The sequence below is a fragment of the Colwellia sp. MT41 genome (assembly GCF_001444365.1).
Taxonomy (GTDB): Bacteria; Pseudomonadota; Gammaproteobacteria; order Enterobacterales; family Alteromonadaceae; genus Colwellia; species Colwellia marinimaniae.
In genome coordinates this window covers 3,901,917-3,925,756 of sequence record NZ_CP013145.1, presented here as the reverse complement: position 1 = coordinate 3,925,756, position 23,840 = coordinate 3,901,917, and the positions used below count along the sequence as shown (strand labels likewise).

24 protein-coding genes are annotated in these 23,840 nt (G+C 37.9%); 16 read left to right on the top strand and 8 right to left on the bottom strand.

The window, feature by feature from the left end; translation table 11 throughout:
• The first annotated feature begins 465 nt into the window (after positions 1-465).
• Positions 466-1,554, top strand: a complete 1,089-nt coding sequence (locus tag CMT41_RS16620) for an extracellular solute-binding protein (RefSeq protein ID WP_083494315.1) — start codon at positions 466-468, stop codon at positions 1,552-1,554.
• Between the two features lie 194 nt (positions 1,555-1,748).
• On the opposite strand, the gene CMT41_RS16615 is transcribed toward CMT41_RS16620, so the two are convergent.
• Positions 1,749-2,633 (bottom strand): LysR family transcriptional regulator, encoded by an 885-nt coding sequence (locus CMT41_RS16615; RefSeq protein ID WP_057182855.1) that lies wholly within the window; start codon positions 2,631-2,633, stop codon positions 1,749-1,751.
• Positions 2,634-2,862: 229 nt separating this feature from the next.
• Between CMT41_RS16615 and CMT41_RS16610 the strand changes: the two genes are divergently transcribed.
• From CMT41_RS16610 to CMT41_RS16590, 5 genes are all read left to right on the top strand, one after another.
• Positions 2,863-3,906, top strand: a complete 1,044-nt coding sequence (locus CMT41_RS16610) for a YeiH family protein (RefSeq protein ID WP_058027886.1) — start codon at positions 2,863-2,865, stop codon at positions 3,904-3,906.
• Between the two features lie 126 nt (positions 3,907-4,032).
• Entirely contained in the window at positions 4,033-4,860 is an 828-nt protein-coding gene (locus CMT41_RS16605; RefSeq protein ID WP_232299983.1) for a DUF4097 family beta strand repeat-containing protein, read from the top strand.
• Between the two features lie 236 nt (positions 4,861-5,096).
• Positions 5,097-5,477 (top strand): hypothetical protein, encoded by a 381-nt coding sequence (locus tag CMT41_RS16600; RefSeq protein WP_058027885.1) that lies wholly within the window; start codon positions 5,097-5,099, stop codon positions 5,475-5,477.
• Between the two features lie 226 nt (positions 5,478-5,703).
• Entirely contained in the window at positions 5,704-6,933 is a 1,230-nt protein-coding gene (locus tag CMT41_RS16595) for an EAL and HDOD domain-containing protein (RefSeq protein WP_058027884.1), read from the top strand.
• A gap of 81 nt (positions 6,934-7,014) precedes the next feature.
• Positions 7,015-7,407, top strand: coding sequence for a response regulator (locus tag CMT41_RS16590; RefSeq protein WP_058027883.1), 393 nt, complete (start codon positions 7,015-7,017; stop codon positions 7,405-7,407).
• A 262-nt stretch (positions 7,408-7,669) separates the two neighbouring features.
• Here the strand turns inward: CMT41_RS16590 and CMT41_RS19630 are convergent, their stop codons facing one another.
• Entirely contained in the window at positions 7,670-7,879 is a 210-nt protein-coding gene (locus tag CMT41_RS19630; protein WP_058027882.1) for a hypothetical protein, read from the bottom strand.
• A gap of 500 nt (positions 7,880-8,379) precedes the next feature.
• On the opposite strand from CMT41_RS19630, the gene CMT41_RS16580 reads away from it, so the two are divergent.
• The 3 genes from CMT41_RS16580 to CMT41_RS16570 are packed head-to-tail and all read left to right on the top strand — an operon-like array spanning position 8,380 to position 12,210.
• On the top strand, positions 8,380-10,044 hold the full coding sequence (locus CMT41_RS16580; protein ID WP_058027881.1) for an ATP-binding protein: 1,665 nt from the start codon (positions 8,380-8,382) through the stop codon (positions 10,042-10,044).
• A gap of 27 nt (positions 10,045-10,071) precedes the next feature.
• Positions 10,072-10,521 (top strand): response regulator, encoded by a 450-nt coding sequence (locus CMT41_RS16575; protein ID WP_057182844.1) that lies wholly within the window; start codon positions 10,072-10,074, stop codon positions 10,519-10,521.
• 21 nt (positions 10,522-10,542) lie between these two features.
• Positions 10,543-12,210 (top strand): putative bifunctional diguanylate cyclase/phosphodiesterase, encoded by a 1,668-nt coding sequence (locus tag CMT41_RS16570; RefSeq protein WP_057182841.1) that lies wholly within the window; start codon positions 10,543-10,545, stop codon positions 12,208-12,210.
• Between the two features lie 182 nt (positions 12,211-12,392).
• On the opposite strand, the gene CMT41_RS16565 is transcribed toward CMT41_RS16570, so the two are convergent.
• From CMT41_RS16565 to CMT41_RS16555, 3 genes are all read right to left on the bottom strand, one after another.
• Positions 12,393-13,400, bottom strand: coding sequence for a glutathione S-transferase family protein (locus CMT41_RS16565; protein WP_058027880.1), 1,008 nt, complete (start codon positions 13,398-13,400; stop codon positions 12,393-12,395).
• An 85-nt stretch (positions 13,401-13,485) separates the two neighbouring features.
• Complete coding sequence (locus tag CMT41_RS16560) at positions 13,486-14,358, bottom strand: pirin family protein (protein ID WP_232299982.1); 873 nt, start codon at positions 14,356-14,358, stop codon at positions 13,486-13,488.
• Between the two features lie 57 nt (positions 14,359-14,415).
• Positions 14,416-14,826, bottom strand: a complete 411-nt coding sequence (locus CMT41_RS16555) for a DoxX family protein (RefSeq protein ID WP_058027878.1) — start codon at positions 14,824-14,826, stop codon at positions 14,416-14,418.
• A 175-nt stretch (positions 14,827-15,001) separates the two neighbouring features.
• Between CMT41_RS16555 and CMT41_RS16550 the strand changes: the two genes are divergently transcribed.
• Positions 15,002-15,943, top strand: a complete 942-nt coding sequence (locus CMT41_RS16550; protein WP_058027877.1) for a LysR family transcriptional regulator — start codon at positions 15,002-15,004, stop codon at positions 15,941-15,943.
• A 73-nt stretch (positions 15,944-16,016) separates the two neighbouring features.
• Here CMT41_RS16550 and CMT41_RS16545 read toward each other — a convergent pair whose 3' ends face one another.
• Positions 16,017-17,627: a GMC family oxidoreductase gene (locus tag CMT41_RS16545; protein ID WP_058027876.1), complete on the bottom strand. Its 1,611-nt coding sequence runs from the start codon at positions 17,625-17,627 to the stop codon at positions 16,017-16,019.
• 230 nt (positions 17,628-17,857) lie between these two features.
• On the opposite strand from CMT41_RS16545, the gene CMT41_RS16540 reads away from it, so the two are divergent.
• From CMT41_RS16540 to CMT41_RS16515, 6 genes are all read left to right on the top strand, one after another.
• On the top strand, positions 17,858-19,351 hold the full coding sequence (locus CMT41_RS16540) for a coniferyl aldehyde dehydrogenase (RefSeq protein ID WP_442855049.1): 1,494 nt from the start codon (positions 17,858-17,860) through the stop codon (positions 19,349-19,351).
• 397 nt (positions 19,352-19,748) lie between these two features.
• Positions 19,749-20,144 (top strand): toll/interleukin-1 receptor domain-containing protein, encoded by a 396-nt coding sequence (locus CMT41_RS16535; protein ID WP_232299981.1) that lies wholly within the window; start codon positions 19,749-19,751, stop codon positions 20,142-20,144.
• 21 nt (positions 20,145-20,165) lie between these two features.
• On the top strand, positions 20,166-21,140 hold the full coding sequence (locus CMT41_RS16530) for a transposase (protein WP_058027875.1): 975 nt from the start codon (positions 20,166-20,168) through the stop codon (positions 21,138-21,140).
• 378 nt (positions 21,141-21,518) lie between these two features.
• A complete protein-coding gene (locus CMT41_RS16525; RefSeq protein WP_058027874.1) occupies positions 21,519-22,052 on the top strand; it encodes a hypothetical protein in 534 nt (177 codons plus the stop codon).
• A 129-nt stretch (positions 22,053-22,181) separates the two neighbouring features.
• On the top strand, positions 22,182-22,484 hold the full coding sequence (locus CMT41_RS16520; RefSeq protein WP_143760114.1) for a hypothetical protein: 303 nt from the start codon (positions 22,182-22,184) through the stop codon (positions 22,482-22,484).
• Positions 22,485-22,596: 112 nt separating this feature from the next.
• Positions 22,597-22,869, top strand: a complete 273-nt coding sequence (locus tag CMT41_RS16515; protein ID WP_058027873.1) for a hypothetical protein — start codon at positions 22,597-22,599, stop codon at positions 22,867-22,869.
• A gap of 105 nt (positions 22,870-22,974) precedes the next feature.
• Here CMT41_RS16515 and CMT41_RS16510 read toward each other — a convergent pair whose 3' ends face one another.
• A complete protein-coding gene (locus tag CMT41_RS16510) occupies positions 22,975-23,268 on the bottom strand; it encodes a type II toxin-antitoxin system RelE/ParE family toxin (protein WP_057182825.1) in 294 nt (97 codons plus the stop codon).
• Entirely contained in the window at positions 23,268-23,507 is a 240-nt protein-coding gene (locus tag CMT41_RS16505) for a type II toxin-antitoxin system ParD family antitoxin (RefSeq protein ID WP_057182824.1), read from the bottom strand. The genes CMT41_RS16510 and CMT41_RS16505 overlap by 1 nt, the downstream gene beginning before the upstream one ends.
• Positions 23,508-23,840 lie beyond the last annotated feature (333 nt).

Sequence of the window (23,840 nt, the reverse complement as noted above, 5' to 3'; positions counted from 1 at the left end):
TCATTTATGCTGCAGAGAAAAGGTCTGAAAAAGTGAAGATATATAGCTTTAATCGCAGATTAAATTTTTTAAAGTTGGCCTGATAAATACTCAATTTCAAGCATATAGCCCTAGTCGGTCAGTTATCTATTGCTCTTTTATCTAGCGGTTACCACCAATAGCGATGGCCTATTTGAGCCTTGGTAGTTGCCCAGCGTTAACAATAAAAAGTAACATGGCTATGTAGTTAGCTCAGGACGTCGTTGTAAACGTCATCTTCGAAGTCTCTGATCGAAGATCCATTGCTTTTAGAAGCTGGATCCCCGATTAAGACACCACGGGGATGACGATCCTGAACCATGTACATAGGCATGAAAAGTAATGAAAATAACTTAAGCTGAAAATGGCTGTGTCCACTAAATATCTAAGCTTAACTTAGAGAGCATTCTATACTGAAATAATCAGTATTCAATGAAGGGGCTCGCTGTGGTGAGCAAACTAGCATTATTTAGTATTCTTTTACTTTTGCCTTGGCAATTATTGGCAATGGAAAAACTAAGGATTTTTACTTGGGCAGGCTATGTGACCGCTGAAAATATAACGCAAGTAAATGAAATATTGATAAGTAAGGGTTATAACTATCAAGTTGAAGTCATCACTACGAAAGCTGAAGATGCCGATCAAATGTTTGCCGTGATCCGAAATAAGCAATGTGATATTACTTTCCTGACACTTTTTTTTATTAAAATGCACGGTGAACAGATTTCCAGACTGCTGCAACCGATAAATATTAATTCGCCTAGATTAAGCAACTATAAAAACCTAGATCCCAAACTAACTCATATAGCAATGGGCATGCAGCAAGGTAAACCACTCTATATCCCTTGGGGAGGAGGTGTTTATGGTTTTTTTGTCGATACTAATAAGGTTAAGCAAGAGGATATACCGACCTCAGTCAAGGATTTATGGGCTGCTAAGTGGCGTAATAAGTTCTCATTAAATCAAGGACAGTTTTGGTATAACGTCGGCTTAACACTGCAAGCGTTAGACTTTCATCCTTTTTACTTAGAGCAATTAGCACAAAAAAATGATCGCAGTGCTTTAAAGGAGTTACTGGCCAAGCAGGGCGTTGTGCTCAATAAATTTAAGCAGCTCTATAATAATGCTGGCGGATTTTGGCAAAGCTCAACAAAGTTTAATGACAATCTTGAAATCGTATCTAGTTGGGGGCCTGAGATAAAGAGGCAAAATGAGCATGGAGGGAAATGGCAGTTAATTAATTTTAAAGAAGGCCATTTGGCTTGGCTTGATACCATTAATTTTGTGCGTGAGCTAAAAGGTGACAAGCTAGCAGCAGCAGAAGTTGTTGCTAATTATTTTATTGATAAAAAAGTTCAGCAGAGGATTGTCGATGAACTTTCTATGTTACCGGCCTCGGTTAACCTAGACAGTAGGGGACTATTAGATCACTACCCAAACCTGTTTAATGCGGATTTATTTGTGCCGCCCTATAGTCAACTTTCTTATAGCTTAATGCAGCAAATGGTTGAACAAGTTACTGATGAACGTGAATAAATTATACCCTGGCTAACAGATTAAAATAAGCAGTTAAAGTGGCGATAAAAATATTATTAAAGCGGCTTAGGTATGAATAACAGTAGATGAATAAAGGGCGCGGCATAAGTGGCTAATAGCTGATATTAAATAGCAGCGGCAGTGAATACTATTCATTGCCGTTTTTTATTGGCTAGTTTATTGCTTTTGCACTGCTATTTATTCGGACTTGCTGTTATCAAGTAATCAATGAATTTTTGCGTAAGTAAGTTATGGTGACTGTCTTTATGAGTCACCAAGGAAAAACGTCTTGATAAGTCCAGTGGTGATTTCAGCGCCACTAAACCGCCATTTTTTAGCTCTTCAGCAATACTGAGTTGTGACAGGCAACCTAGCCCTAAACCGACCTTAACTGATTCTTTAATGGCACTTTGTCTGCTTAGCTCCATGGCTAAATTAATTTGTACACCTCTTTGCTCGGTGGCAGCATCAAAAATAGCCCGTGTACCAGAGCCGTGTTCACGCAATACCCAAGACTGTTGTTGCAGTTGCTCTAGGTTGATGGTCGAGTTTTTTGCTAACGGATGATTAGGTTGGCAAAAAATTTGTAATTTGTCATCTTGCCACGGGATGATTTTTAAATGTTTATGTAGCGCGGGTCCTTCTATTAAACCAATAGAGGCTTTGCCCTTGTCTAAATGATCTATCACCATCTGGGTATTACCTATGTGTATTTCAGGTACTACTTCAGGATAAGATTTTATAAATTTAGCAATTAATTTAGGCAGCAAATAAGTGGCTATGGTGGCGCTGGCGACAATGCGCAAGATACCACTCATGGTATTTAGATTGGCAAGCTGCAAGCTAGCAAGTAAATCGGCTATCTGGCGGACTTTAGGTAGGGATTTAAGACCATTCTCAGTGATCACTAAATTTCGACCAACCCGTTCAAATAGTGGATAACCTAAACTTTGCTCTAATTCTTTCAATGCTTGACTGGCGGCAGATTGGCTTAACGCCAGCTCATTGGCGGCTTTGCTGAGTTTACCTAAGCGTGCCGTGGCTTCAAATAGTTGTAGTTTTTTTATCGAAATACTCATGACTAAGTTTCCTTCAGCAACAATAGGCCTTAGGAATAGTTGGCCTTAGTTACTCGTCTCTGATTTTTATTTAAACTAAAGAACAGTTCGGTTTTTTGAATACTATACATTAAATATATCCATTATTCTTATTGTAAACTTTGCCTTATATTATATTCCATAGAGTGATAACTCGTTGCCAATTAGTTATTAGCTATTTATTCGTTTTTTGTCAGAAAAGAGCTGCCTTATGCCTACCTATATAGTTCTGCCCATTATTACCTTGTTGGCAATTGCCTTAGCAAAAATAGAGCAAGTATCCGCTTTTGGTTTGAGTGCCCTGCCGTTAGCGATTGTTTTTGGCATGCTTTATGGTCATTTTTCATTAAGAGTCGAGGATAAAAGAGAGCAACAATTTTCGACCTTTTGTAAACAAAAGCTACTTAGATTAGGCATTATTTTATTTGGTTTTGGTCTGAGTTTTCAGCAAATATTGGCGGTAGGTTGGCAAGCCGTTGTTGTTGATTTGATCGTTATTGGTACAGTGTTTTCTGTCGGTACTTTTGTGGGTATCAAGGTACTAAAGCTGCATCGCGATGTTGCTATTTTAATTGCTGCCGGCAGCGCTATTTGTGGTGCTGCGGCTATTCTAGCGACCGAATCTGTGCTTAAACCGAAACAAGAACAGGTAACTATTGCCATAGCGACAGTGGTACTTTTTGGTACCTTAGCCATGTTTAGTTACCCATTTATTTATCAATGGGTGGATATGAGTGAGCAATCTTTTGGTATTTATATCGGCAGTACCGCCCATGAAGTTGCGCAGGCGGTTGCTGCTGGACAAAGTATTAATGATGAAACCATGCAAACGGCAGTGGTTGTCAAACTTATTCGTGTGATGATGTTAGCGCCATTTATTTTAATGCTGAGCTCAGTACTGTGTCATCTTAGCAATCGAAACGATAGCCGTATCGCTAGTACTGCTAATGGCTGTGCCAGTTGCCATATTGACAATAAAGCTCAGCGTGAAAAAAGTGTCCTTATTATCCCTTGGTTTGTTTTTGGTTTTATGGCAACTGCGATGATTAATAGTGTTGTTATTTTACCCGAGTCACTGAAAGCAGTTTTGAGTTTTGCCAGTCAGTTCTCTTTAGCCATGGCCATGGCGGCACTCGGCGCGCAAACCCAGTGGGCCAGCATTAAAAAGGCCGGGCCTAAGCCGCTTATCTTGGCCTTGATATTGTTTATTATGTTAATTTGTGGTGGTTTTTTCTTAAACTCATGGTTAATCTAAAGGCTTAATTTCATGGAAAACCGAGGCAAATATTTAGTTTTATTACCGATATAAATTAAATATCCATAAATTATAAAGTAAATTTAAACCTTTTTTGTTATTGCGGCATCTCACTTAGCAATGACAATGACTGATAAAACAAATAAAGATATATGGAGATACCCTATGTTCAACGCTAAAAATACTTTTAAATACGCACCAATTGCTCTGCTGTTAGTGGCGGCTGGTATACAAGCTAAAACCATTAATAAAGAGTTTACTGTTGCCAGTGGCGGCTTATTAAAAATTGAAACTGATGTTGGTGCCATTGATATTGACACTCATGCGAAAGAAACTGTATTGATTACAGTAGAAATTAACGGAAAAAATGAAGATGATATGGAGGTTAGTTTCATAAAAAGTGGTGATAATGTCAGCATTAAAGGGGATTTTGAGCGTAGCGGCTTCAGCTTTGGCTTCGGTAGTAACCCTATAAAAGTTACTTATAAAGTAACTTTGCCACAAAACTATAATGTCGATATTAATACCAGTGGTGGCTCTATTGAAATTGAAAACCTCACCGGTAAAGTTGATGCCTACACTTCTGGCGGCTCAATTTCTTTAGAAGATCTACAAGGTGATGTTGATATTAAAACCTCGGGTGGCAGTTTAGACCTGGATAATATCATTGGAAAAATTAATGCCAAAACCTCAGGTGGCAGCATTAAACTGAAACTACCGACCAATCCAAGCAAAGATAGTAACTTAAAAACTTCTGGTGGCTCTATTACCGCTTATTTAGCTAAAGACGTAGCAGTAAATCTTACCGCTAAAACCAGCGGTGGCCGTGTCTCAAGTGAGTTTGTTGTCAATGGCAAAACCACTAAACGTTCAATTGAAGGCACTATCAATGGCGGTGGCCCTGAATTGGTATTAAAAACCAGTGGTGGCAGTGTCCGTATTAAAAAAATATAAGAGCAAAGTATGCTACTAACCAGCTGCACGAGTCTTAAAAATTCTTTAATAAAGCTTGTTAGTAAAACTTTTTAGCAAGAATTTTAGTGACAATAACAAAGCGTAAAAGGTTGATTATTACGCTTTTTTTGGTGTCCTTATCTGCCTTAAGACTCGAACTAAGTGATTACTCTCTTATACAGTTTTGACGTAATTGTGCTATAAATTATATGCAATTCTTGGGCTAGAGGTAATGTATGGGTATTGAACATGGTGAAGTCTCTATTAGCCTAAAGGGAAATATTATCGTTGTCCGCAATGTCGGTGCTTTTAATGAATACGGCGCACAGCAGTATACTAGTGGTATAGAGGCTATTGTTAATGACTTACAAGATACCAGCTTTTCTATATTGATTAATAACCTTGAATTTTTGGGTGGTACCCCTGAAGCTTATCAAGAATTGGAAAACTATAATGTTTGGTTGAATCAACAAAAGCTCATCGCCAAAGCCATGGTTATCACCTCAAATACCACCTTAGATGTTATTAATAAGTTGTCTCCCTCAAGAGCATCGCAACAAACACGAAGTTTTGATAATGAAAAAGATGCCATGAATTGGCTGCAAACCATAAGTTAAAAACTCCTCTTTCAATATTGGCCTAAGCTTAACCACACTAGCTATACTTGTTTTTATCTATATCAATATACGTGAGCATAGCCTATGCCCCTGCCACTATGCCTGATCAGAGGTTGTGGTCGCCTTTCAATTTGTTTTATTTAGCTACGTTTTTTGTTATTACCTAAATAGTGACTAGACTAAATTCATAGTAAAAAAATAAAAAATAAAAACTGGGAAAGGTGTAATGGAAGAGATTAAAAATAAATTTGTTGCTCGCCAAGCTATTTTTGATCATAACCAGAATACCTATGCGTATGAACTTTTATATCGTAATAGTTTAGATGATTTTTATAATTGTTCAGAGCCAGAAAAAGCCAGCACGAAAATTATTTTACAAAACCAACTTTATGGTGACTTAAGCAATCTTTGCTCGCAAAAAAAAGCTTTTATCAATTTTGATGAAAAAACTTTATTAGCCAATGTACCCTTAGTGTTAGATAGAAACGCTGTAGTTTTGGAGCTGTTAAAAACTATTAATGTTACGCCTGATGTTATTAAAGTAGTCTCAGATTTATATAAAAAAGGCTATATCTTAGCATTAGATGATTATGATTTTACACCTAAGTGGGAACAGTTGTTTCCCTATATATCTATTATTAAGGTTGATAGAGAAGACATTCCATTTGAGAAAATAGCAGCCTTAAAAAATAGCAAGTTCGTCGAAGATAAAAAGATAAAGATTGTTGTCGAAAGAATTGAAACTCATCAACAGTTTAATATGCTAATCCAAATAGGTATTGACTATTTTCAAGGTTATTTTTTTCACAAACCAGAAATAAGCGTTGGCCATTTTATTAAGCCTGTTAAGTTAAATTTGCTGCTGCTATTTGCCGAAGTGTGTCAGCTAGAGATGAACTTTGATACTTTAGCTGAAATAATTTCTCAGGATGTAAGTTTAGTGAATGGAGTGCTAAAATTAGTCAATTTGGAAATAGAAAAAAATCGAGTAGAAATCAGCTCTATAAAGCAAGCGGTTACTTTTTTGGGAACCGATAAAATAAAACAATTTATCGCTATTATCGCTATGTCAAAGCTATCATCTGATTGTAATAATGAGCTTTTAAGAGAGTCATTAGTGCGCGGTAAAATGATGGAATATATATCTTTTTCTCCAGCATTTTTAAAAATAAGAGGCTTAGCCTTTATTACCGGTGTCATGAGTCACATAGGTGCTATTCTCAATTGCTCCCTTGAAAAAATAATTATGGATTTACCCTTAGCAGAGGAAATAAAAACGGCCTTAGTAAACAAAAAAGGGCTATTACATGATGCACTCGAAATAGCAAAACATTATGAATTCTCAGACAATCAATACGAACCCTGTACCATCATGGCTAAGCACGATATATCAGAAGAGATGTTACTCATGAACTATCATGATGCATTAAAGTGGTGTTGTGCAACTTGCCCATAGGTATTAAAACATTGTTTATCAGATTTAAAATGAAGCACTTAAGTTGTTTTTTAAGTCATGGTAAAGATAAGGACATAACAAATGTTTAACATTATGATCATAGATGACTCTAAAGTAGCGCTCAAAATTACCGAGGAAATATTATCAAAAGAAGTCAATGCTCAGCTAAATATTAGAAAATTTTCTTGTGCTGTCGAGGCCAAAAATAAATTACTTTTATTTCAACCCGATTTAGTTATTACCGATATTGAAATGCCTAATACCAACGGTTATGAAGTTATCGAGTTTATTAAAGAAATAAGTGATGTACCTATAATCGCGGTATCAGGGAGTACTTTAAAAAAAAATGATACCGCTACTATTTTACATGTTGCAAATTTAATCGGTGCAGATTTCACTTTAACAAAAAACGATATCCGCAGTAAACTGTCCGATCTGGTGATGTCCATTTTTTGTAAAGAGAAAGACAGGTAATATAATTATTTGTCAAACTATTCTAATTTTTTAAATAAGGTATGCTCTCATCGCAAGTATCAAGAAAAAACACCATCTTTTTTAGCTAAACCATGGAAAACTGCAACGGCAATAATCAACGCTGTGCCATCACCAATCGCTGGGTATTAATATCTATACCTTGGTTTTGCAGTCCGTCAATGGTGGCAATATCATTTTGCATTACTGCCGCAATTAATTGCTCGCCCTCTGATGAGGGGAGTAATGAGCAATGTTTAGCATCTTATTGAGTATCGCTGATGCTTATTTTTGGCAAAAATGCCGGTGAGACTTTAATGGTCAGTGCTGTTAAAACTTCACTAAACTGAAAAATAATTTCACTGGGCATGTGCCATAAGGCTTGTTCCTGTAACGGCACTAACGTTGAGGTGATAAAGGCAGTCATTAACACCCAGCTACGCATTTCTGCACTGAGGTCTGCTGCTTTTTCCAAAGAATTGCCATGATGCTTTGTTCACTATCAGTGAGTTGGGTTGGTTTTTAGGTTGGAGGGTTAAATAGTAGTGAAAAATTGCCTGCTCAATGGCTAATATTGAGCTAGAAAACTAGCTAGTTGCACTGTTTATAACGGTATAAATAACGAGGTTTTTATTTAGCCATTTTAACAGACCCTATAAGAAAAGAGCACCATTGGCTATGGGGATTGGCGACAAGTATCATCATAATTATTGAAATCAGCTCACAAACAATGAGATTTATTTGTGATAGGAGAGGTAAAAAAGGCACCACAATCTTGACACAGGGATAAAGCATTAACGAATTGAGATCACTCGGATTACCATATCCTTCATATGATTTTAGATGATTATTTAAACTAGGGTTTAACAGTTAAACTTATTCATATTTCAATCTCTAATTTGAATAAATAAACAACCAAAAATCAATAAGCTGTATTATACTCAACAAATTAATCTTAAAAAAAACAACTTTAATATGATTAATTTCTTTTACATTGAAGACGAATATAGACTGCCCCGCGCTATTGTTCTCGCTGTAGTTGTCATTTGTATATTACCTTTTCTTTTGCAATTGATGGGCGCTGATTTTGGTAATGCCATTCACGTACCGGCAACAGGTCAGGCATCGAGTGTTGCTCAAGTCACAACCGATGATATGTTTTATCAATTATCGGGTGGTTTTACCCATGCATTACTTGAGTGGACGGCGTTTAGTGCCGCTATCTTCGTGGTATTATTGGCTTTCTGTCATTATTCTATAACCAATGATATTACTACGCCTGTTATTGGTGTCGCCTTGTTTTGTGCCGGCGTTATGGATGCCTTTCATACCTTAGCTGCGACTAGGTTAATTAGTGCCGTTGCCGAAAATAATGATTTAATTCCTTTTACTTGGGCGTTATCACGGGTTTTTAATGCTGTCATTATGATTGCTGGCGTGGGCATGTTTTTATCGGGGAGAAAAATACACCCGAAGAATGGTTTTAAATTTATTATTATCACCAGCTTGGTCTTTGCATTTATTGGTTATCTACTGATCTATTTTGCCGCAACAAGTCATGACCTGCCACAAACTCAGTTTCCGCATGCAATTATTCGTCGTCCGTATGACATAGTGCCATTGTTACTGTTTCTTTTTGCTGGTTTAGTTGTTTATCCAATGTTTGCCAAACGCTACCCTAGCATTTTTGCCACCGCTTTATTATTAAGTGCCTTACCCGAGGTTGCGGTGGAGTTACATATGGCCTTTGGCTCACAACGATTGTTTGATAGTGACTTTAATATTGCTCATTTTTTAAAAATCATTGCTTATGTAATACCTTTGGTTGGCCTGGTATTAGACTATGTGCAAACCTATAAAATTCAAATAGCCCATCATGAACAATTAAAAGCGGCTCATGAAAAATTAAACACAAAAGCATGTGAATTAGATCGTACCAATAACCGACTGATACAATCTAATGCTGAGTTAGAAAAATTTGCTTATATTGCCTCACATGATTTACAGGAACCGTTACGGAAAATTCAAGCCTTCGGTGACCGTCTGCATAAACGAATTGCCATTGTTGATGATGTAAAAGCCATTGATTATATTGATAGAATGCAAAAAGCTTCAACACGGATGCGCAGTTTAATTGATGATTTATTAAAGTTTTCTCAGGTTGGTAGTGATGATTATACTCTCAAAGAGACGGATCTTAATGAAGTATTAAAGAGTGTAATTGACGATTTACATATCAGTATTGATGAAAAATCCGCTCAGATAAATATTGAACAATTACCTATCATTTTGGGGGAAAGTAATAAACTTTATCAGGTGTTTTTAAATATACTATCCAATTCATTAAAGTTCGCTAAGGAAGGTGAACAACCTATAATAAAAATAACCAGTCAACAAGTTATCGTTGAAAATAAAGACTATTGGCAAATTAAAATTACAGACAATGGCATTGGTTTTGAACAAGAATACGCGATAAAAATATTTGAAATATTCCAACGTTTACATGGTCGTAGTCAGTATCAAGGCACAGGCATAGGTCTAGCGATATGTAAAAAAATAATGGAAATGCACAATGGCATGATATACGTTGAAGCAGAATTAGATAAAGGAGCATGCTTTATTTTATTATTCGAATTATAAACTCTTGCATATAGTTGAGGAAAATTTATGAACCAAAGTATGACCCCGATTAGAATACATATGTGTGATGATGATCCCGATGATCAATTATTGGTGACTGATGCTTTAGAAGAAGCACGATTGGGCAACCCGATAGATTTCACTAATAATGGCAAAGAATTATTGCAGTATTTAAACCGCGAAGGAAAATATAGCCACCTGATTGACCAACCGCTACCAGGGTTGATTTTACTGGATTTAAATATGCCGGTGATGGACGGCAGGGAAGTATTAAGCAAGATCAAACAACACGATAAATTTCGTTCTATTCCTATCATTGTTTTGACCACGTCAAAAGCGGAAGCAGATATTGCCCGAACTTATGATATGGGGGTTAATTCCTTTATTATAAAACCAGTATCATTTGATAGTTTAGTAGAAATGATCAAATCTGTTACTGATTATTGGTTTCATTTAGTATCTTTACCAAAAAAATAACTGAAATAATTAGAGATTGAAATGGGGAAATATTCTAAATTTAAAGTGCTTATTGTTGAAGATGATGAAGATGATTACATCTTATTAGAGGCATTGTTAATAGAGGCCGTTGGTGATATTGGCTCGATTGTTTGGGCAGAGGATTTTAAGTCTGCTCAAACTAAAATAGCGAATGAACATTTTGATTTTTATTTCTTGGACAATCGCTTAGGGGCTGAATTGGGGGTAGAGTTAATCCTTGAGATAAAGCAACAATATGAAACCGCTCCGCCCATTATTATGTTATCAGGAGTCGATGATTATCGAACCGACCTCGATGCCATGGAGAGGGGGGCTGATGATTACCTGATAAAAAGTGAATTAACCTCTTATCTACTTGAAAGGACGTTTCGCTATTCATTAAAGAGTAAAGATCTTGAAGCAAAACTGGCAAAGTTGGCTCATTATGATAGTTTGACTGGTTTGTATAATAGAAGTCTCTTTAATGAATTACTCATTAAAACTATTCAACAGAGTGAACGTTCGGGACAAAAGTTTGCTTTAGTGACATTAGATTTAGACAATTTTAAATTTATTAATGATAATTATGGACACCCTGCTGGCGATCAGTTGTTGACCAAAATTGCCCGGCGATTAAAACACTCCACTCGAAGTTCAGATATTGTGGCAAGACTAGGCGGCGATGAGTTTTCATTGTTGTTAAAGGATGTCAAAAATGACTCTGACTTTGTTAAGTTAGTGGAAAACATTATGGCAATTTTTCAAGAGCCGATTCAAATAAATAGTAAGTCAGTTTCTGTAACCACCAGTGCTGGAATCGCCATTTTTCCTACAGATGCACAAATAGCGAATGAGTTAATCGATCATAGTGATAGAGCTATGTATCAAGCTAAAGCCCTCGGTCGCAATAATTATAGTTTTTATAATCAAAAGCTACATCAAGAAGCTATCGTTAAACATAAATTGGAATTAGAGCTAAATTGTGCCATCGATAACAATCTATTATGCTTGCATTATCAACCGATAGTTGCTCTAGACTCTGGAAAAATCAAGTCCTACGAGGCTTTGCTGAGGTGGCCTGATAGCGACAATGGCTTCCGCAATACTGAAGAGTTTATTGAAGTTGCTGAAGAGAGCAGTTTGATATTAAAGATAGGTGATTGGGTTTTTAAACAAGCTTGCTTGCAGTTAGAAATTTGGTCTGAACAGGGGATAAATGATCGACATATTGCTATCAATACCTCTGCAAATCAATTTAATTCCGATGACTTTACCGAACTAATTCTGAAATACGTGAGAAAGTCACCTTTTTTAGCGCAGAAATTAACCTTTGAATTAACCGAACGTAAACCCTTAGCTATTTCATCTAAAACAGTAAAAAGGTTGTTAGTATTATCAGAGTTAGGATTTAAATTTTCAGTAGATGATTTTGGTATTGGTCATTCTTCTATTTCTTATCTACGGGCATTCCCGATGGATTCAATAAAAATAGATAAGTCTATTATACAGAACATCTTAACATCCAATGAAGATTTGGCTCTTTGTACCGCTATTATTGCCTTGGGTAAGGCGTTAAGTTTAGACGTCATTGCTGAGGGGGTAGAGACAGAAGAAATAGCCAATTTACTTAATTCCTTAGCTTGTCCATACGCTCAAGGTTATCTATATGCTAAACCAATGCCTTTATAATATTGCTACTATCTTGATTAAACTTCGATTGTTTGCTTCAAGGCCTAAAACTGTCCTTTCAGCTCGGCTTTTTAGTCGCTGAAAATGTTTGTAATGTGGTATTAGTGAACATTGTGCAGAACAGCTAAAGCCGCCTTTAATGATATAAAACTAAAGGCGGACACTTTGCCGGCTTAAAGGTTTTATAGCGCGGAACATGCCACCGTAACATTTTCAAGCTCTGCCCTATGATGTTTACTGGTAAAATCTAGCATGGGTCCAGCAGGAATTACCCGTGTTGGGTTAATGGTTTCGTGACTGCCATAGTAATGCGCTTTGATGTAGTCCATAGCAACTGTGTCAGCAATACCGGGCACTTGATATAAATCGCGCAAATAAGCCCAAATATTGGGGTAATCAACAATGCGGCGTAAGTTACATTTAAAGTGACCAACATAGACGGCATCAAAACGTACTAAGGTAGTAAATAAGCGCCAATCTGCTTCGGTTATGGTGTTACCGGTTAGGTAACGACGCTTAGTTAAGCGCGTTTCTATGTTATCTAGGGCAGCAAATACTTCGATCACTGCTTCGTCATAAGCTTCTTGCGTAGTGGCAAAACCGGCACGATAAACACCGTTATTAATGGTGGGGTAAATAAAGTCATTAAGCTCATCAATTTCAGCCAATAATTCTGGTGGAGAAAAATCACCTGGCAGCGCGCCGACTTGATCAAAGGCGGAGTTAAACATACGAATAATTTCTGGTGACTCGTTACTCACTATGGTATTAGTTTTTTTATCCCATAAAATAGGTACAGTCACTCGACCAGTATAATCTGCTTGTGCCGCCGTATAAATTTCATGAACATTAGTGGCATTAAAGATAGGGTCGGCAATAACGCCTTCACCTGGTGCAAAAGTCCAGCCTTCATCGCCCATAAAAGCATTGACCACTGACATTGAAATCATTTTTTCTAAGCCTTTTAGCTTACGATAAATGATGGTGCGATGTGCCCAAGGGCATGCCAGTGACACATACAGGTGATAGCGATTGGCCTCGGCTTTGAAGCCGCCAATGCCAGACGGGCCAGCACTGCCGTCGCGGGTTATCCAATTACGAAAACTGGGGGCTTTACGCTCGAAACGACCGCCCGATGATTTAGTGTCGTACCATTGGTTTTGCCATTTACCGTCTACTAATAATCCCATATTTTTGCTCCAAAAATTTTAAAAATACTGTATATAAAATGTACTGCTTGTTTAGTTTGAAATGACTTTATACGGATTGCTATTATTAAAAAAGTCCACCTTGGTAATCAATAAATGCTTGTTGTATTTCCGCTTGGCTATTCATAACAAAAGGCCCGCCACGGGCGACAGGCTCGTTCAATGGTTTGCCAGCGATTAATAAAAATCGACTGCCTTGTTTAGTGGCTGTTATGTTAACTTGCTCGCCATCACTGAGAATGCCTAACTTTTTAGCCGTCAATGTTTGTGCTCCGTTACTAGTAAGAACGCTGTTACTGTTGCTTTCACCTTTAATAAGGACCTCGCCCTCAAGCAGGTAAATAAAAGCGTTATGGCCTTTAGTTATGCCTTGGTTAAAGCTGCTGCCTGGGGGCAAAATAATATCCATATAGGTGGGGAAAACGTAGTCATTTTTTACTGGCCCGATAGTGCCTTGGTCGGTTTTACCCGCAATCACTTTAACTCTGCCACCATTTTTTAACTGTTCAACCGCTATGGTTTCGGGGGCAAATTCTTGATAACGCGGTGCCGTCATTTTTGCAGATCTTGGCAGGTTGACCCACAATTGAAAGCCGCGCAGTAAGCCATCTTTTTGCTCAGGCATTTCAGAATGCAATATGCCGCGCCCTGCTGTCATCCATTGCACACCGCCGGGTTCAATTACACCTTCATGGCCCGCATTGTCTTTATGACGCATTTTACCATCGAGTAAATAGGTTACCGTTTCAAAACCTCGATGTGGATGTTCAGGAAAACCACCGATGTAGTCTTCTGCTTGGTCGCTTTCAAAGCAATCGAGCAATAAAAACGGATCAAGCATGTTCAATTGGGGAGAACCAATTATGCGGGTAAGCTTAACGCCATCACCGTCAGCGGTATCAATGCCGGAAAAAGTTTTAATTAGTGTTCTGGCTTTCATCTGTAACTCCATTTTATCAAGTTGTTTTTTAGTGGTTTACCAGGGCAGAGGGCGAGTCTATTTACTGCTAGCGCGGTTATCGAGAGCATAAGCGCCAGGACCTTGTGCTACTAACATTAAAAAGCCACCGGCAATGGCAACATTTTTCATAAACATAGCCATTTGCATTTGATCGCTAAAGTCGGCGTGAAATAACATGGCGGAGAGGATACTAAAGCCAGCTAAAGCAAAGGCAACCAGTCTGGTTTGCCAGCCAAGCATAATGGCAAGACCACCAAGTACTTCTAAGGCTATTACGAGCGGTAGTAACATGCCAGGTACACCCATGGCTTCCATATAGCCTTGCGTGCCGGCATAGGCGGTTATTTTAGTTAAGCCCGACATAAAGAAGATAGTGGCTAATAGTACGCGACCTACTGGGGCGCTGATTTGTTGTAGTGTGGTGATGTTTTTTATGCTGCTGTTCATGGTGTGCTCCAAATTTAGTTGTGATCAAAGTAATGAATTTACTCTTTATTAGTCTGCTTCGTTTCATTCTTCTCCAGTGGTAATTACAGTTTAGTTGTTGAACTAATTTCAATAAACAGTAGTATTTATAAAAGATAGTTCTCTAAAAGAGAACAATAGCTAACATGAGTATAATATGGGACAGTTAGAAGATATGGCGTTACTGGTGCGTATTGTGGATGCGGGCGGTATAGGCAAGGCGGCTGAGCAGCTCAATATGGCTAAATCAGCGGTGAGTAAACGCTTAAAAGAATTAGAAAATAGACTAGGTACACAATTGCTGTCGAGAACGACACGTAAATCCGCGCTGACCGAAGCCGGCTCGCTATATTATCAGCGGGCGATAACCATTATTGATGAAGTCGCTGAGCTAAATGCGCTAACCCACGGGGTGAAAAAATCCTTGTCAGGCACATTAAAGATCACTATGCCGTTATCATTTGGCTTATTACATTTAACACCAGTGATTGATGAGTTTTCTCAATTGCACCCTAAGTTAAAGTTACACATTGATTTTGTTGACCGTCATATCGATTTATTAGCAGAAGGCTATGAATTAGCCATACGTATCGCGGAGTTAAAAGACTCCAGTTTACAAGCCAGGCGCTTAACCCCCATTCGCCATGTATTATGTGCTAGCCCTGATTTTATTAAAAAGCATGGCTCTATTGAAACTTTGGCACAGCTTAATAATTTGGATTATTTACAGTACGGTAATATTGGTCAAAGCCACAGTCACCTGGCACAAAGTCAAAATGCGCAAGGGAAAGTAAGCCTTACCGATGCTCAAGGTAAAGCACATACGGTGCCACTTAATACCATAATGACAGCGAACAATGGCGATTTTTTAAAAGCCATGGCTATTAAGGGTAAAGGCGTGTGTTATCTACCCAGTTTTATTAGTTATCAAGCAATACAAGCAGGGCAGTTAGTGCCGCTGATGAGCAAGTATCAATTGCCAATAATACATGCCTACGCGGTTTACCCGCAAACTCGGTTTTTATCCGAACGTTGTCGCTTACTGATAGATTTTATTGCTCAGCGCTTTGGTGATAAGCCATATTGGGATGAATATTAACTCGTGGCAGTGGTCGGTTTAGTTAGCTATCAGTGGGCCTTAAAGAGACATATTTCTACATTGCCTAGCTATGTTATGAGCTTGCTAAAATCATATCCGCTGCTTTTTCGCCAATCATTATGGTGGGTGCATTGGTATTACCGCTAATAATTTTCGGCATTATTGAGGCATCAACCACTCTTAAATTTTCCATACCGTGTACTTTTAATTGTGAGTCGACCACAGCCATAGCATCGTTTACTGGCCCCATTTTACAAGTACCACAGGGGTGATACTGGGTATCAGCTCTATTGCGGATATCGTGCTCAAGCTGCTCATCGTTACCGTTTTCAACAAAATAAAGCATATCTTTGCGAATGGCTGCAAAGGCTTTGCCCAGAAGAATATTTTGCATTTTTTTAGCGGCCCGTTTAATGATTACCATGTCGTTTTTATGGTTAAAAAAATTAGGATCAATCGCCAGTGAATCTTCAGGGTTATTACTGTTAAGTTTTACTTCACCAATACTCTCAGGGCGTAACAAGGTTATATGGCAACTGTAGCCATGGCCGAAATTTATCGTTCTGGCGTGATTATCGGCAATAGCAGGTACAAATATCAACTGGGCATCAGGTGCTACTAAATTTTCTTCGGTACTAAAAAAAGCGCCAGATTCAGCGAACGTACTGGTAACTTTTCCGCTTCGATACTTCTGCCATGCAAACATTGCTTTAAGTATTCTTAAGCACCCTCTAACTGAGAAGCCAAAAGTATCGTGTTTACTCGCTACTTTAAATGTTTGCACATAATCAATATGGTCTTGTAAGTTTTGGCCAACACCAGGTAAATCATGGACACTGGCAATACCTTTATCTGCTAAGTGTGCACTGGCGCCAACACCTGATAACATTAAAATTTGCGGTGAGCCAAAGGCGCCACTACTAAGGATCACTTCCTTGTTACAGGTAATTTCAATGGACTTTTTATTCTTTTTGTAACGTACACCAATGGCAGTTTTACCTGAAAATAGTACTTTTTCAGTTAACGCGTGGGTAATAATGGTTAAGTTTGTTCGGGCAGTATTTGGGGTTAAGTAAGCCTTGGCGGCACTACAGCGCTCACCGTTTTTTATGGTACGTTGATAGTAAAAAGCACCTGCTTGCTCTGCGCCATTACAATCATCAATATGTTTGATACCTTGTTGTTTACATGCATCAATAAACATTTGATTGAGGTCACTGGCATCCGTTGCATTGGAAACGCTTAATGGACCATTTTGGTTATGATATTCATCTTTAAAGGCTTCATTACCTTCAGACTTTTTAAAATAAGGCAGTATGTCTTTATAACTCCAACCTTCATTGCCAAGCGCAGCCCAATTATCGTAATCCCATTTATTGCCACGCACATATAACATGGCGTTAGTGGATGAGCTGCCACCTAAGGTTTTGCCTCTTGGCTGATAACCTTTTCGGCCATTCAAACCCGCTTGTGGGATGGTTTCAAAGGCCCAGTTATAAAGCTTAGTGGGTAACATGGCCGCCAAGCCGATAGGTGCTTTAATAAAAATACTTTTATCAGGGCCACCCGCTTCTAAAAGACAGACCGAGTTATTGGGATCCTCAGACAAGCGTGCAGCCAGCACACAACCCGCAGAGCCGGCGCCAACAATAATATAATCAAATTTAGTCGGTGTGCTGTTCATCATTTAATCCTTTAGACAAGCTTACTGATCGTACCAGATAACTAAATTAACGCTTTATCAGTGAGATAGCTATAGGAAAGGTACTGTTTTATTTGCTCTCATAAAAGAGGGCTTGCTATGCTAATTTCGTCTAAATGCTGACTTTTAGGCGCATTTTCCATATGCTAAGTGAACTAAGGCTGATGTGCGCTTAATATTGCTCCAGCTATATATTTACTAAAGGGTAAAAGATGATGAATGGTGTCGCTACAGCACTCGAAGTAACAGAAGATTTTTCAACGCAACTGCCACATTCGTCCAGTAATGATATTTCGAGCAGTGCCGCCTTAGCGCAATGTTTTAGTGGCCAAAAAAGTTACTTTTTGCAAAACACTTATCCCAGTTACCAGCAACGAATTGCTGATTTGCATAAGTTGAAATGTTTGCTTATCGATAATCAGCAAGCTTTTATTGAGGCTATATCGAAGGATTTTGGCCATCGCAGCGCTGATGATTCTAAACTTGGCGATATCCTCAGTACGGTCATGGGCATTAATTATACTATTAAGCGCCTCAAGCGCTGGATGAAAAAAGAAAAGAAACATGTGGGACTCTTGTTTCAGCCTGCCAAAGCCTTCGTTATTTATCAGCCTAAAGGCGTCATTGGTATTATCGCGCCGTGGAATTACCCGGTATTTTTATCATTTGGACCCTTAACGGCAGCACTAGCAGCGGGTAATACTGCCATGATCAAAATGTCTGAATTTACCCCTAATACCACAGCTTTATTGGCCGAGTTAATAAGCAATAGCTTTGCCAAAGAGCAAGTGGCGATTGTTAGTGGTGATGCAAAAATGGCCGCTACTTTTTCTAAGTTAGCGTTTGATCATTTATTTTTCACCGGCTCCACTGCTGTTGGCAAGTTGGTGATGAAAGCGGCGGCAGAAAACTTAGTGCCGGTGACGTTAGAATTAGGCGGAAAATCACCAGTAATCATTGATAAAAATATGGATATTAATACTGCGGTCAGTCGTCTTATTTTGGGGAAAACACTTAACTCAGGACAAACTTGTGTTGCTCCTGATTATATTTTATGCCCGAAAGCAAAGGTTGAGGCACTTATTCAGGCATTTAAAACACGCTATCAAGCTATGTATCCCAGTATTAATAACAATCAAGACTGCACCAGTATTATCAATGATGGGCAAAAGTTACGCTTAGATAATTTACTGCAGGATGCCAGAGATAAGGGCGCCAATATCATTCCGCTTCTTGCTAAGGTTGAGCTTGGTGAGCATAACGAACTGCGTAAAATGCCACTAACGCTGGTGACTAATATCAAGGCTGAGATGTTAGTGATGCAAGAAGAAATTTTTGGGCCGATACTCCCTATTGTTGCTTATGATGACATCAATGACGCCATTGATTACGTCAACAACAAACCTAGACCACTAGCACTTTATATTTGTAGTTTTAACAAAGCCTTTCAACAACAGATACTACTAAAAACCCATGCTGGCGGTGTGTGTATTAATGATGCCGCTTTTCATGTCGCTAATGATGATCTGCCCTTTGGTGGCATTGGCGCTTCAGGTATGGGGCAATATCATGGCATTGAAGGCTTTAAAACTTTTTCACATGCAAAATCAGTGCTGTCACGTGGTCGGATAAACTTTACCACTTTATTATTTCCACCCTTTGGCACTAAGATTCATCAGCTGGTTTATAAGCTATTTATTCGATAAATATTGAGCTGTTTAGGCGCAGGGTAATCTTGCTGTTGCGGCTTCGGTGACTTTTTTACGAGGAAAGTGCGCATTGCCGACGTTTGCCTTAAAATATTTGCAATATATTTTCTAATTAATTATTGCGGGCTTATTACTGAGACTTCTCAGTAATAAGTCACCAATAATCTGTATAAACACTAACTCGTTGATATTATGTTAAATAGTATCTAGTTCTTTGTTGGATATTATTGAAAAGTCTCAGTAATATCCAAGTCTTAACAAAAATATAATGTATTTAGTTTCTAAGGTACTGAAAATATGGGATATTAATACAAATTAAATTAAAGTTATGGGACAGACATTACTGAGAAGTTTCCATAATAAGCTGTTATGCAACTCAGGGAGGTTCACAATAATGACGAGTGTGTTTTTAAGCCATAACCATAAAGATAAAGAATTTGTTAGGAAATTAGCTAGAGATTTGGAAGGGCATGGAATTCGGTATTGGTTAGATGAAGCTGAAATGACAATAGGTGATTCTCTAATTCAAAAGATTAGAGAGGGAATTGATAGTGTTGATTATTTTGCTGTTATTTTGTCACCTAACTCAGTAGATGCTCCTTGGGTGGTAAATGAGTTAGACGTTGCAATGAATCATCAAATCAACGGTAAAAAAATTAAAGTGTTACCCATTTTATTAGCTGATTGTGAATTACCAGGTTTCTTAGTGGGTAAAGTATACGGGAAAATTAACGAGGACAGTCGCTCAAAGTTGAATAATAGAAACTTCTCAACTACGGTTAATCAATGACCGTTATTGAAAGGGCTTGTCATGACAACCGCCAGAAGACAACTCATTAGTTTAGTTGACACACCTTATTACCATTGTATTTCTCGGTGTGTTCGTCGTGCCTTTTTATGTGGCGAAGATAAAAATACCGGACGTAATTTTGACCATAGGCGAGGGTGGGTTGAAGATAAACTCCTGGACTTAAGTCAAATTTTTGCTATTGATGTATGCGCCTACGCTATCATGAGTAATCACACGCATCTGGTGCTGTTTATTGATGAAATTACCGCGAAATCATGGTCATCCATCGAAGTGATTGAGCGGTGGCATCAATTATTCAAAGGAACCTTACTCACGCAGCAATATTGTCGTGGTGAAGACATTCCAGAGCACCTAATGACTTCTTTACTTGAAACGGTTGACGTATATCGGAAGCGCTTAATGGATATCAGTTGGTTTATGCGCTTACTCAACCAAGGTATTGCTATCAAAGCAAACCAAGAAGACCACTGTACAGGTCATTTCTGGGAAGGGCGTTTTAAATCTCAAGCCTTATTAGATGAAGCCGCTCTTGCAGCTTGTATGGCGTATGTTGATTTAAACCCTGTTCGAGCAAAGATTGCTAAAACACCCGAAACATCAACATACACCAGTGTAAAAACGCGAGTAGAAAAAGCTAAAAAAGGTAAACAACCCCAAAGGTTACTGCCTTTTGTGGGCAACCCACGACAAGCAATGCCAAAAGGTTTACCGTTTGAGCTTAAAGATTACCTTGAATTAATTGAAATGACAGGGCGCTGCCTTCGTGAAGATAAAGTGGGACATATTGAGGAAAACCAACCCGCACTGCTTAGCCGTTTAAATATCAAAGCTGAAAATTGGCTAACCCTGGCAAAAGATTTCAGCAAGCTTTTTCATGGTGCTGTGGGGCACAGCGATGTATTGTCTGATTACTGTGCGCATAAAGGTTTAAAGCGGCGAACGAATGTCAGTTGTTGTGATAAACTTTTGGCGTAACAATTCAGTACCCATTATTCATCATATTTTCTAACTACACATCAAACCCGATGTGTTTGTCATGTCTAAAAGACAGCATTTATCCTTTTTATTTGAAGTTTTAGTAAATATTATTCGACTTTAGGATTTATAAGTAATCATTGAGCCTATTTTGAGTGGTTATGTAGCTTGTATTATCGTTTCGTTTTATGATGTTTTATAAGCGAGTGTCCTAGTTAATTCTCCTAGTTAATTCAAGCGAGTGTCCTAGTTAATTCATCCTAGTTAATTCATCCTAGTTAATTCAGGTACTGAAAATATGGGATATTAATGCAAATTAAATTAAAGTTATGGGACAGACATTACTGAGAAGTTTCCATAATAAGTTGTTAGGTGATTATGAAAGTTTGGAGCAGTTTTCTATTGTCGATTTTACTTTTGCTTTTGCAAGGTTGCGGCAGACCAGTCAATATTGATGAAATTAAGGAAGGGTTCCTTCAAAATAAAGACACTTTTGAACAACTATCCTTAATGATTAAAAAAGATACACAATTTGAAGCGTGTTTTACTGTTGGAACCGATCATATAGGTGATTTTTGGGAATATGGTAATAAATGGAATACTCTTCAAAATCCCAGGAGAAAGGTGGCATTTGAAGTCGTTTTAAACGAGGTTGGTATTTCAAGTGATAGATACGGCGAGTACATAGCACAGCTGAAGATAGTTGGCTCTGAACGTGTATCGTATTGTTCTAATATACCAAGCTTGACTAGTATCATGGTTTATCGAAGTGGATTTTCTATTTCTGGTTGTATGACTACTGTTAATATTTATGGGGACGGTTCAATGCCTGTAACTGATATTACCCCTCGTTTTTCTACTGAAATCACGCCTCTTGAGGAAGGTTGGTATATAGAGCATTTCTGTGGGTAAATCACCTAAAAGCGCATTAAGAACGGACACATAACAGCTTGCTGTGTTTCGCTTCGCTCAACTATTTTAGCAAGCTATTACTTAGCCGCTTATGCGGGCGTTTTATATACATGGTTATGGATTCTACCTATGAGAAATAAAATATTATTACTAACATTACTTTGCTTGATCCAAGGCTGTACAGTTCTTGGAATGGTTATAGATAGTCAATTTCCGTCTAAAGATAATAATGATAAAAGTGAAAGCTTCTCTGAAATGGGTTTTAAAGCTGATATTGAGCTAGCAAAGTCAGTTATATATGATCAACCTCTACCGGGAAATGAACCTAAGATATTAACTGGTTGTAAATCGTTAAAAGGTAAAAAACAAGTTGAGTGCTATGAAGTGTCAAGTCAACTGAATAAAAGCCTACAAGAGCATGCTAGGCAATAGTATATAAGTAATTCAACAAGGACAAAAAACAGTTGGTTTTTGCTCCTTCGTCGCTATTTTAACCAACTATTTTTTGCCTGTTAATTGGGCGTTATGTTTACAAGGATAATTCATGAGTTACGTAGGAATCGCAAGAAATGCAGGTACGATATCAACAAATATTGAAAAACTAATCCGTAGTGGTGAAGGCTCTCAAGGTTTAAGTAAACGAATTGGTACTACTTCAACCAATATCACGGCATTTATAAACGGTAAGGCCTCTCTAGGTATTGCGAAAGCTTTAGGTACAACTACAACTAATGCACAACAATTAAGAGATGAAATTGGTAGAGAAGGTGCGATCGGTGTAATCATTGGCTTAGCTTGCGGTATGGATGCTAAGTAAACATATAAGAAATTAAACAAGGCTAAGTAATAGTTGGCTACGTTTCGCTTCGCTACACATTTTAGCCAACTATTACTTAGCCGCTTAAAATGGCGTTATATTTTTCTAGAGTGCGGAGTTTACATCCATACTTTTATGCAATATACGCACGATTAAAATTTGATTAACTTTATGCTCTTTGTAATAAATTACATGGCTGGCTTGAGGGTACTTGTTGTAGCATTCTCTAATATAATCGCAATTAATACCTAACTCTGGTTCATCGGCTAAAAATCGAAAGGTATTATCCAGTATTTTTAAATAATCATTTCTCTGTGATTTCCCCCAAGTTAATTGGGTATATTTAGCTATTTTAATTAAATCTGACTTTGCTTTCGAAGATAATAAAAACTTACTCATTAATGGTTATCTTTATCTAGCTCGGTTAATAAACTTTCATAACTGTAATCTGCAATGCCGCTTTGTTCACCTTGGATTAGCATATTGCGTAAATTTAATAGCTTGGCTTCTTGATCTTCTAAAGCTCTTAATCCAGCTCTAACAATTTCACTTGCTGAGCCATAACGACCAGTGTTAAGTTGTTGCTTTATAAATTGATCAAAATGATCGCCCAATGTTACGCTTGTGTTTTTAGCCATAATGTAAAAGCTCGTAAGTACCAATATATATTAGATTATGGTACAAAAAATATAACAAGTCACTAAAAGGACAAAAAACACTTGGCTGTTTTCGTTCCTTAACATTTTAGTCAACTGTTACTTAGCCGCTTATTGTGGCGTTATTTTGTACAAGGAAAGTTTGGTGTTTTATTGGATAAAAAAAATAATGTCGAAAGGCATTTGGTATATATTAGCAGCTACCATTGCTGCCCTTGTTGCCGGACCAGAAATAATAATAAGTATGGAACTCATGGTATTGGTAGAGTTTCTTGGAGCTTCAACATTCGTCTTAATGTATATTTCAGGTTTTAA

Excerpts from the sequence above, each read along its gene's own strand:
- CMT41_RS16615 (WP_057182855.1), bottom strand. The coding sequence starts at position 2,633 with ATGAGTATTTCGATAAAAAAACTACAACTATTTGAAGCCACGGCACGC.
- CMT41_RS16610 (WP_058027886.1), top strand. The coding sequence starts at position 2,863 with ATGCCTACCTATATAGTTCTGCCCATTATTACCTTGTTGGCAATTGCC.
- CMT41_RS16605 (WP_232299983.1), top strand. The coding sequence starts at position 4,033 with ATGACTGATAAAACAAATAAAGATATATGGAGATACCCTATGTTCAAC.
- CMT41_RS16600 (WP_058027885.1), top strand. The coding sequence starts at position 5,097 with ATGGGTATTGAACATGGTGAAGTCTCTATTAGCCTAAAGGGAAATATT.
- CMT41_RS16595 (WP_058027884.1), top strand. The coding sequence starts at position 5,704 with ATGGAAGAGATTAAAAATAAATTTGTTGCTCGCCAAGCTATTTTTGAT.
- CMT41_RS16590 (WP_058027883.1), top strand. The coding sequence starts at position 7,015 with ATGTTTAACATTATGATCATAGATGACTCTAAAGTAGCGCTCAAAATT.
- CMT41_RS16580 (WP_058027881.1), top strand. The coding sequence starts at position 8,380 with ATGATTAATTTCTTTTACATTGAAGACGAATATAGACTGCCCCGCGCT.
- CMT41_RS16575 (WP_057182844.1), top strand. The coding sequence starts at position 10,072 with ATGAACCAAAGTATGACCCCGATTAGAATACATATGTGTGATGATGAT.
- CMT41_RS16570 (WP_057182841.1), top strand. The coding sequence starts at position 10,543 with ATGGGGAAATATTCTAAATTTAAAGTGCTTATTGTTGAAGATGATGAA.
- CMT41_RS16565 (WP_058027880.1), bottom strand. The coding sequence starts at position 13,400 with ATGGGATTATTAGTAGACGGTAAATGGCAAAACCAATGGTACGACACT.
- CMT41_RS16560 (WP_232299982.1), bottom strand. The coding sequence starts at position 14,358 with ATGAAAGCCAGAACACTAATTAAAACTTTTTCCGGCATTGATACCGCT.
- CMT41_RS16555 (WP_058027878.1), bottom strand. The coding sequence starts at position 14,826 with ATGAACAGCAGCATAAAAAACATCACCACACTACAACAAATCAGCGCC.
- CMT41_RS16550 (WP_058027877.1), top strand. The coding sequence starts at position 15,002 with ATGGGACAGTTAGAAGATATGGCGTTACTGGTGCGTATTGTGGATGCG.
- CMT41_RS16545 (WP_058027876.1), bottom strand. The coding sequence starts at position 17,627 with ATGAACAGCACACCGACTAAATTTGATTATATTATTGTTGGCGCCGGC.
- CMT41_RS16540 (WP_442855049.1), top strand. The coding sequence starts at position 17,858 with ATGATGAATGGTGTCGCTACAGCACTCGAAGTAACAGAAGATTTTTCA.
- CMT41_RS16535 (WP_232299981.1), top strand. The coding sequence starts at position 19,749 with ATGACGAGTGTGTTTTTAAGCCATAACCATAAAGATAAAGAATTTGTT.
- CMT41_RS16530 (WP_058027875.1), top strand. The coding sequence starts at position 20,166 with ATGACAACCGCCAGAAGACAACTCATTAGTTTAGTTGACACACCTTAT.
- CMT41_RS16525 (WP_058027874.1), top strand. The coding sequence starts at position 21,519 with ATGAAAGTTTGGAGCAGTTTTCTATTGTCGATTTTACTTTTGCTTTTG.
- CMT41_RS16520 (WP_143760114.1), top strand. The coding sequence starts at position 22,182 with ATGAGAAATAAAATATTATTACTAACATTACTTTGCTTGATCCAAGGC.
- CMT41_RS16515 (WP_058027873.1), top strand. The coding sequence starts at position 22,597 with ATGAGTTACGTAGGAATCGCAAGAAATGCAGGTACGATATCAACAAAT.
- CMT41_RS16510 (WP_057182825.1), bottom strand. The coding sequence starts at position 23,268 with ATGAGTAAGTTTTTATTATCTTCGAAAGCAAAGTCAGATTTAATTAAA.
- CMT41_RS16505 (WP_057182824.1), bottom strand. The coding sequence starts at position 23,507 with ATGGCTAAAAACACAAGCGTAACATTGGGCGATCATTTTGATCAATTT.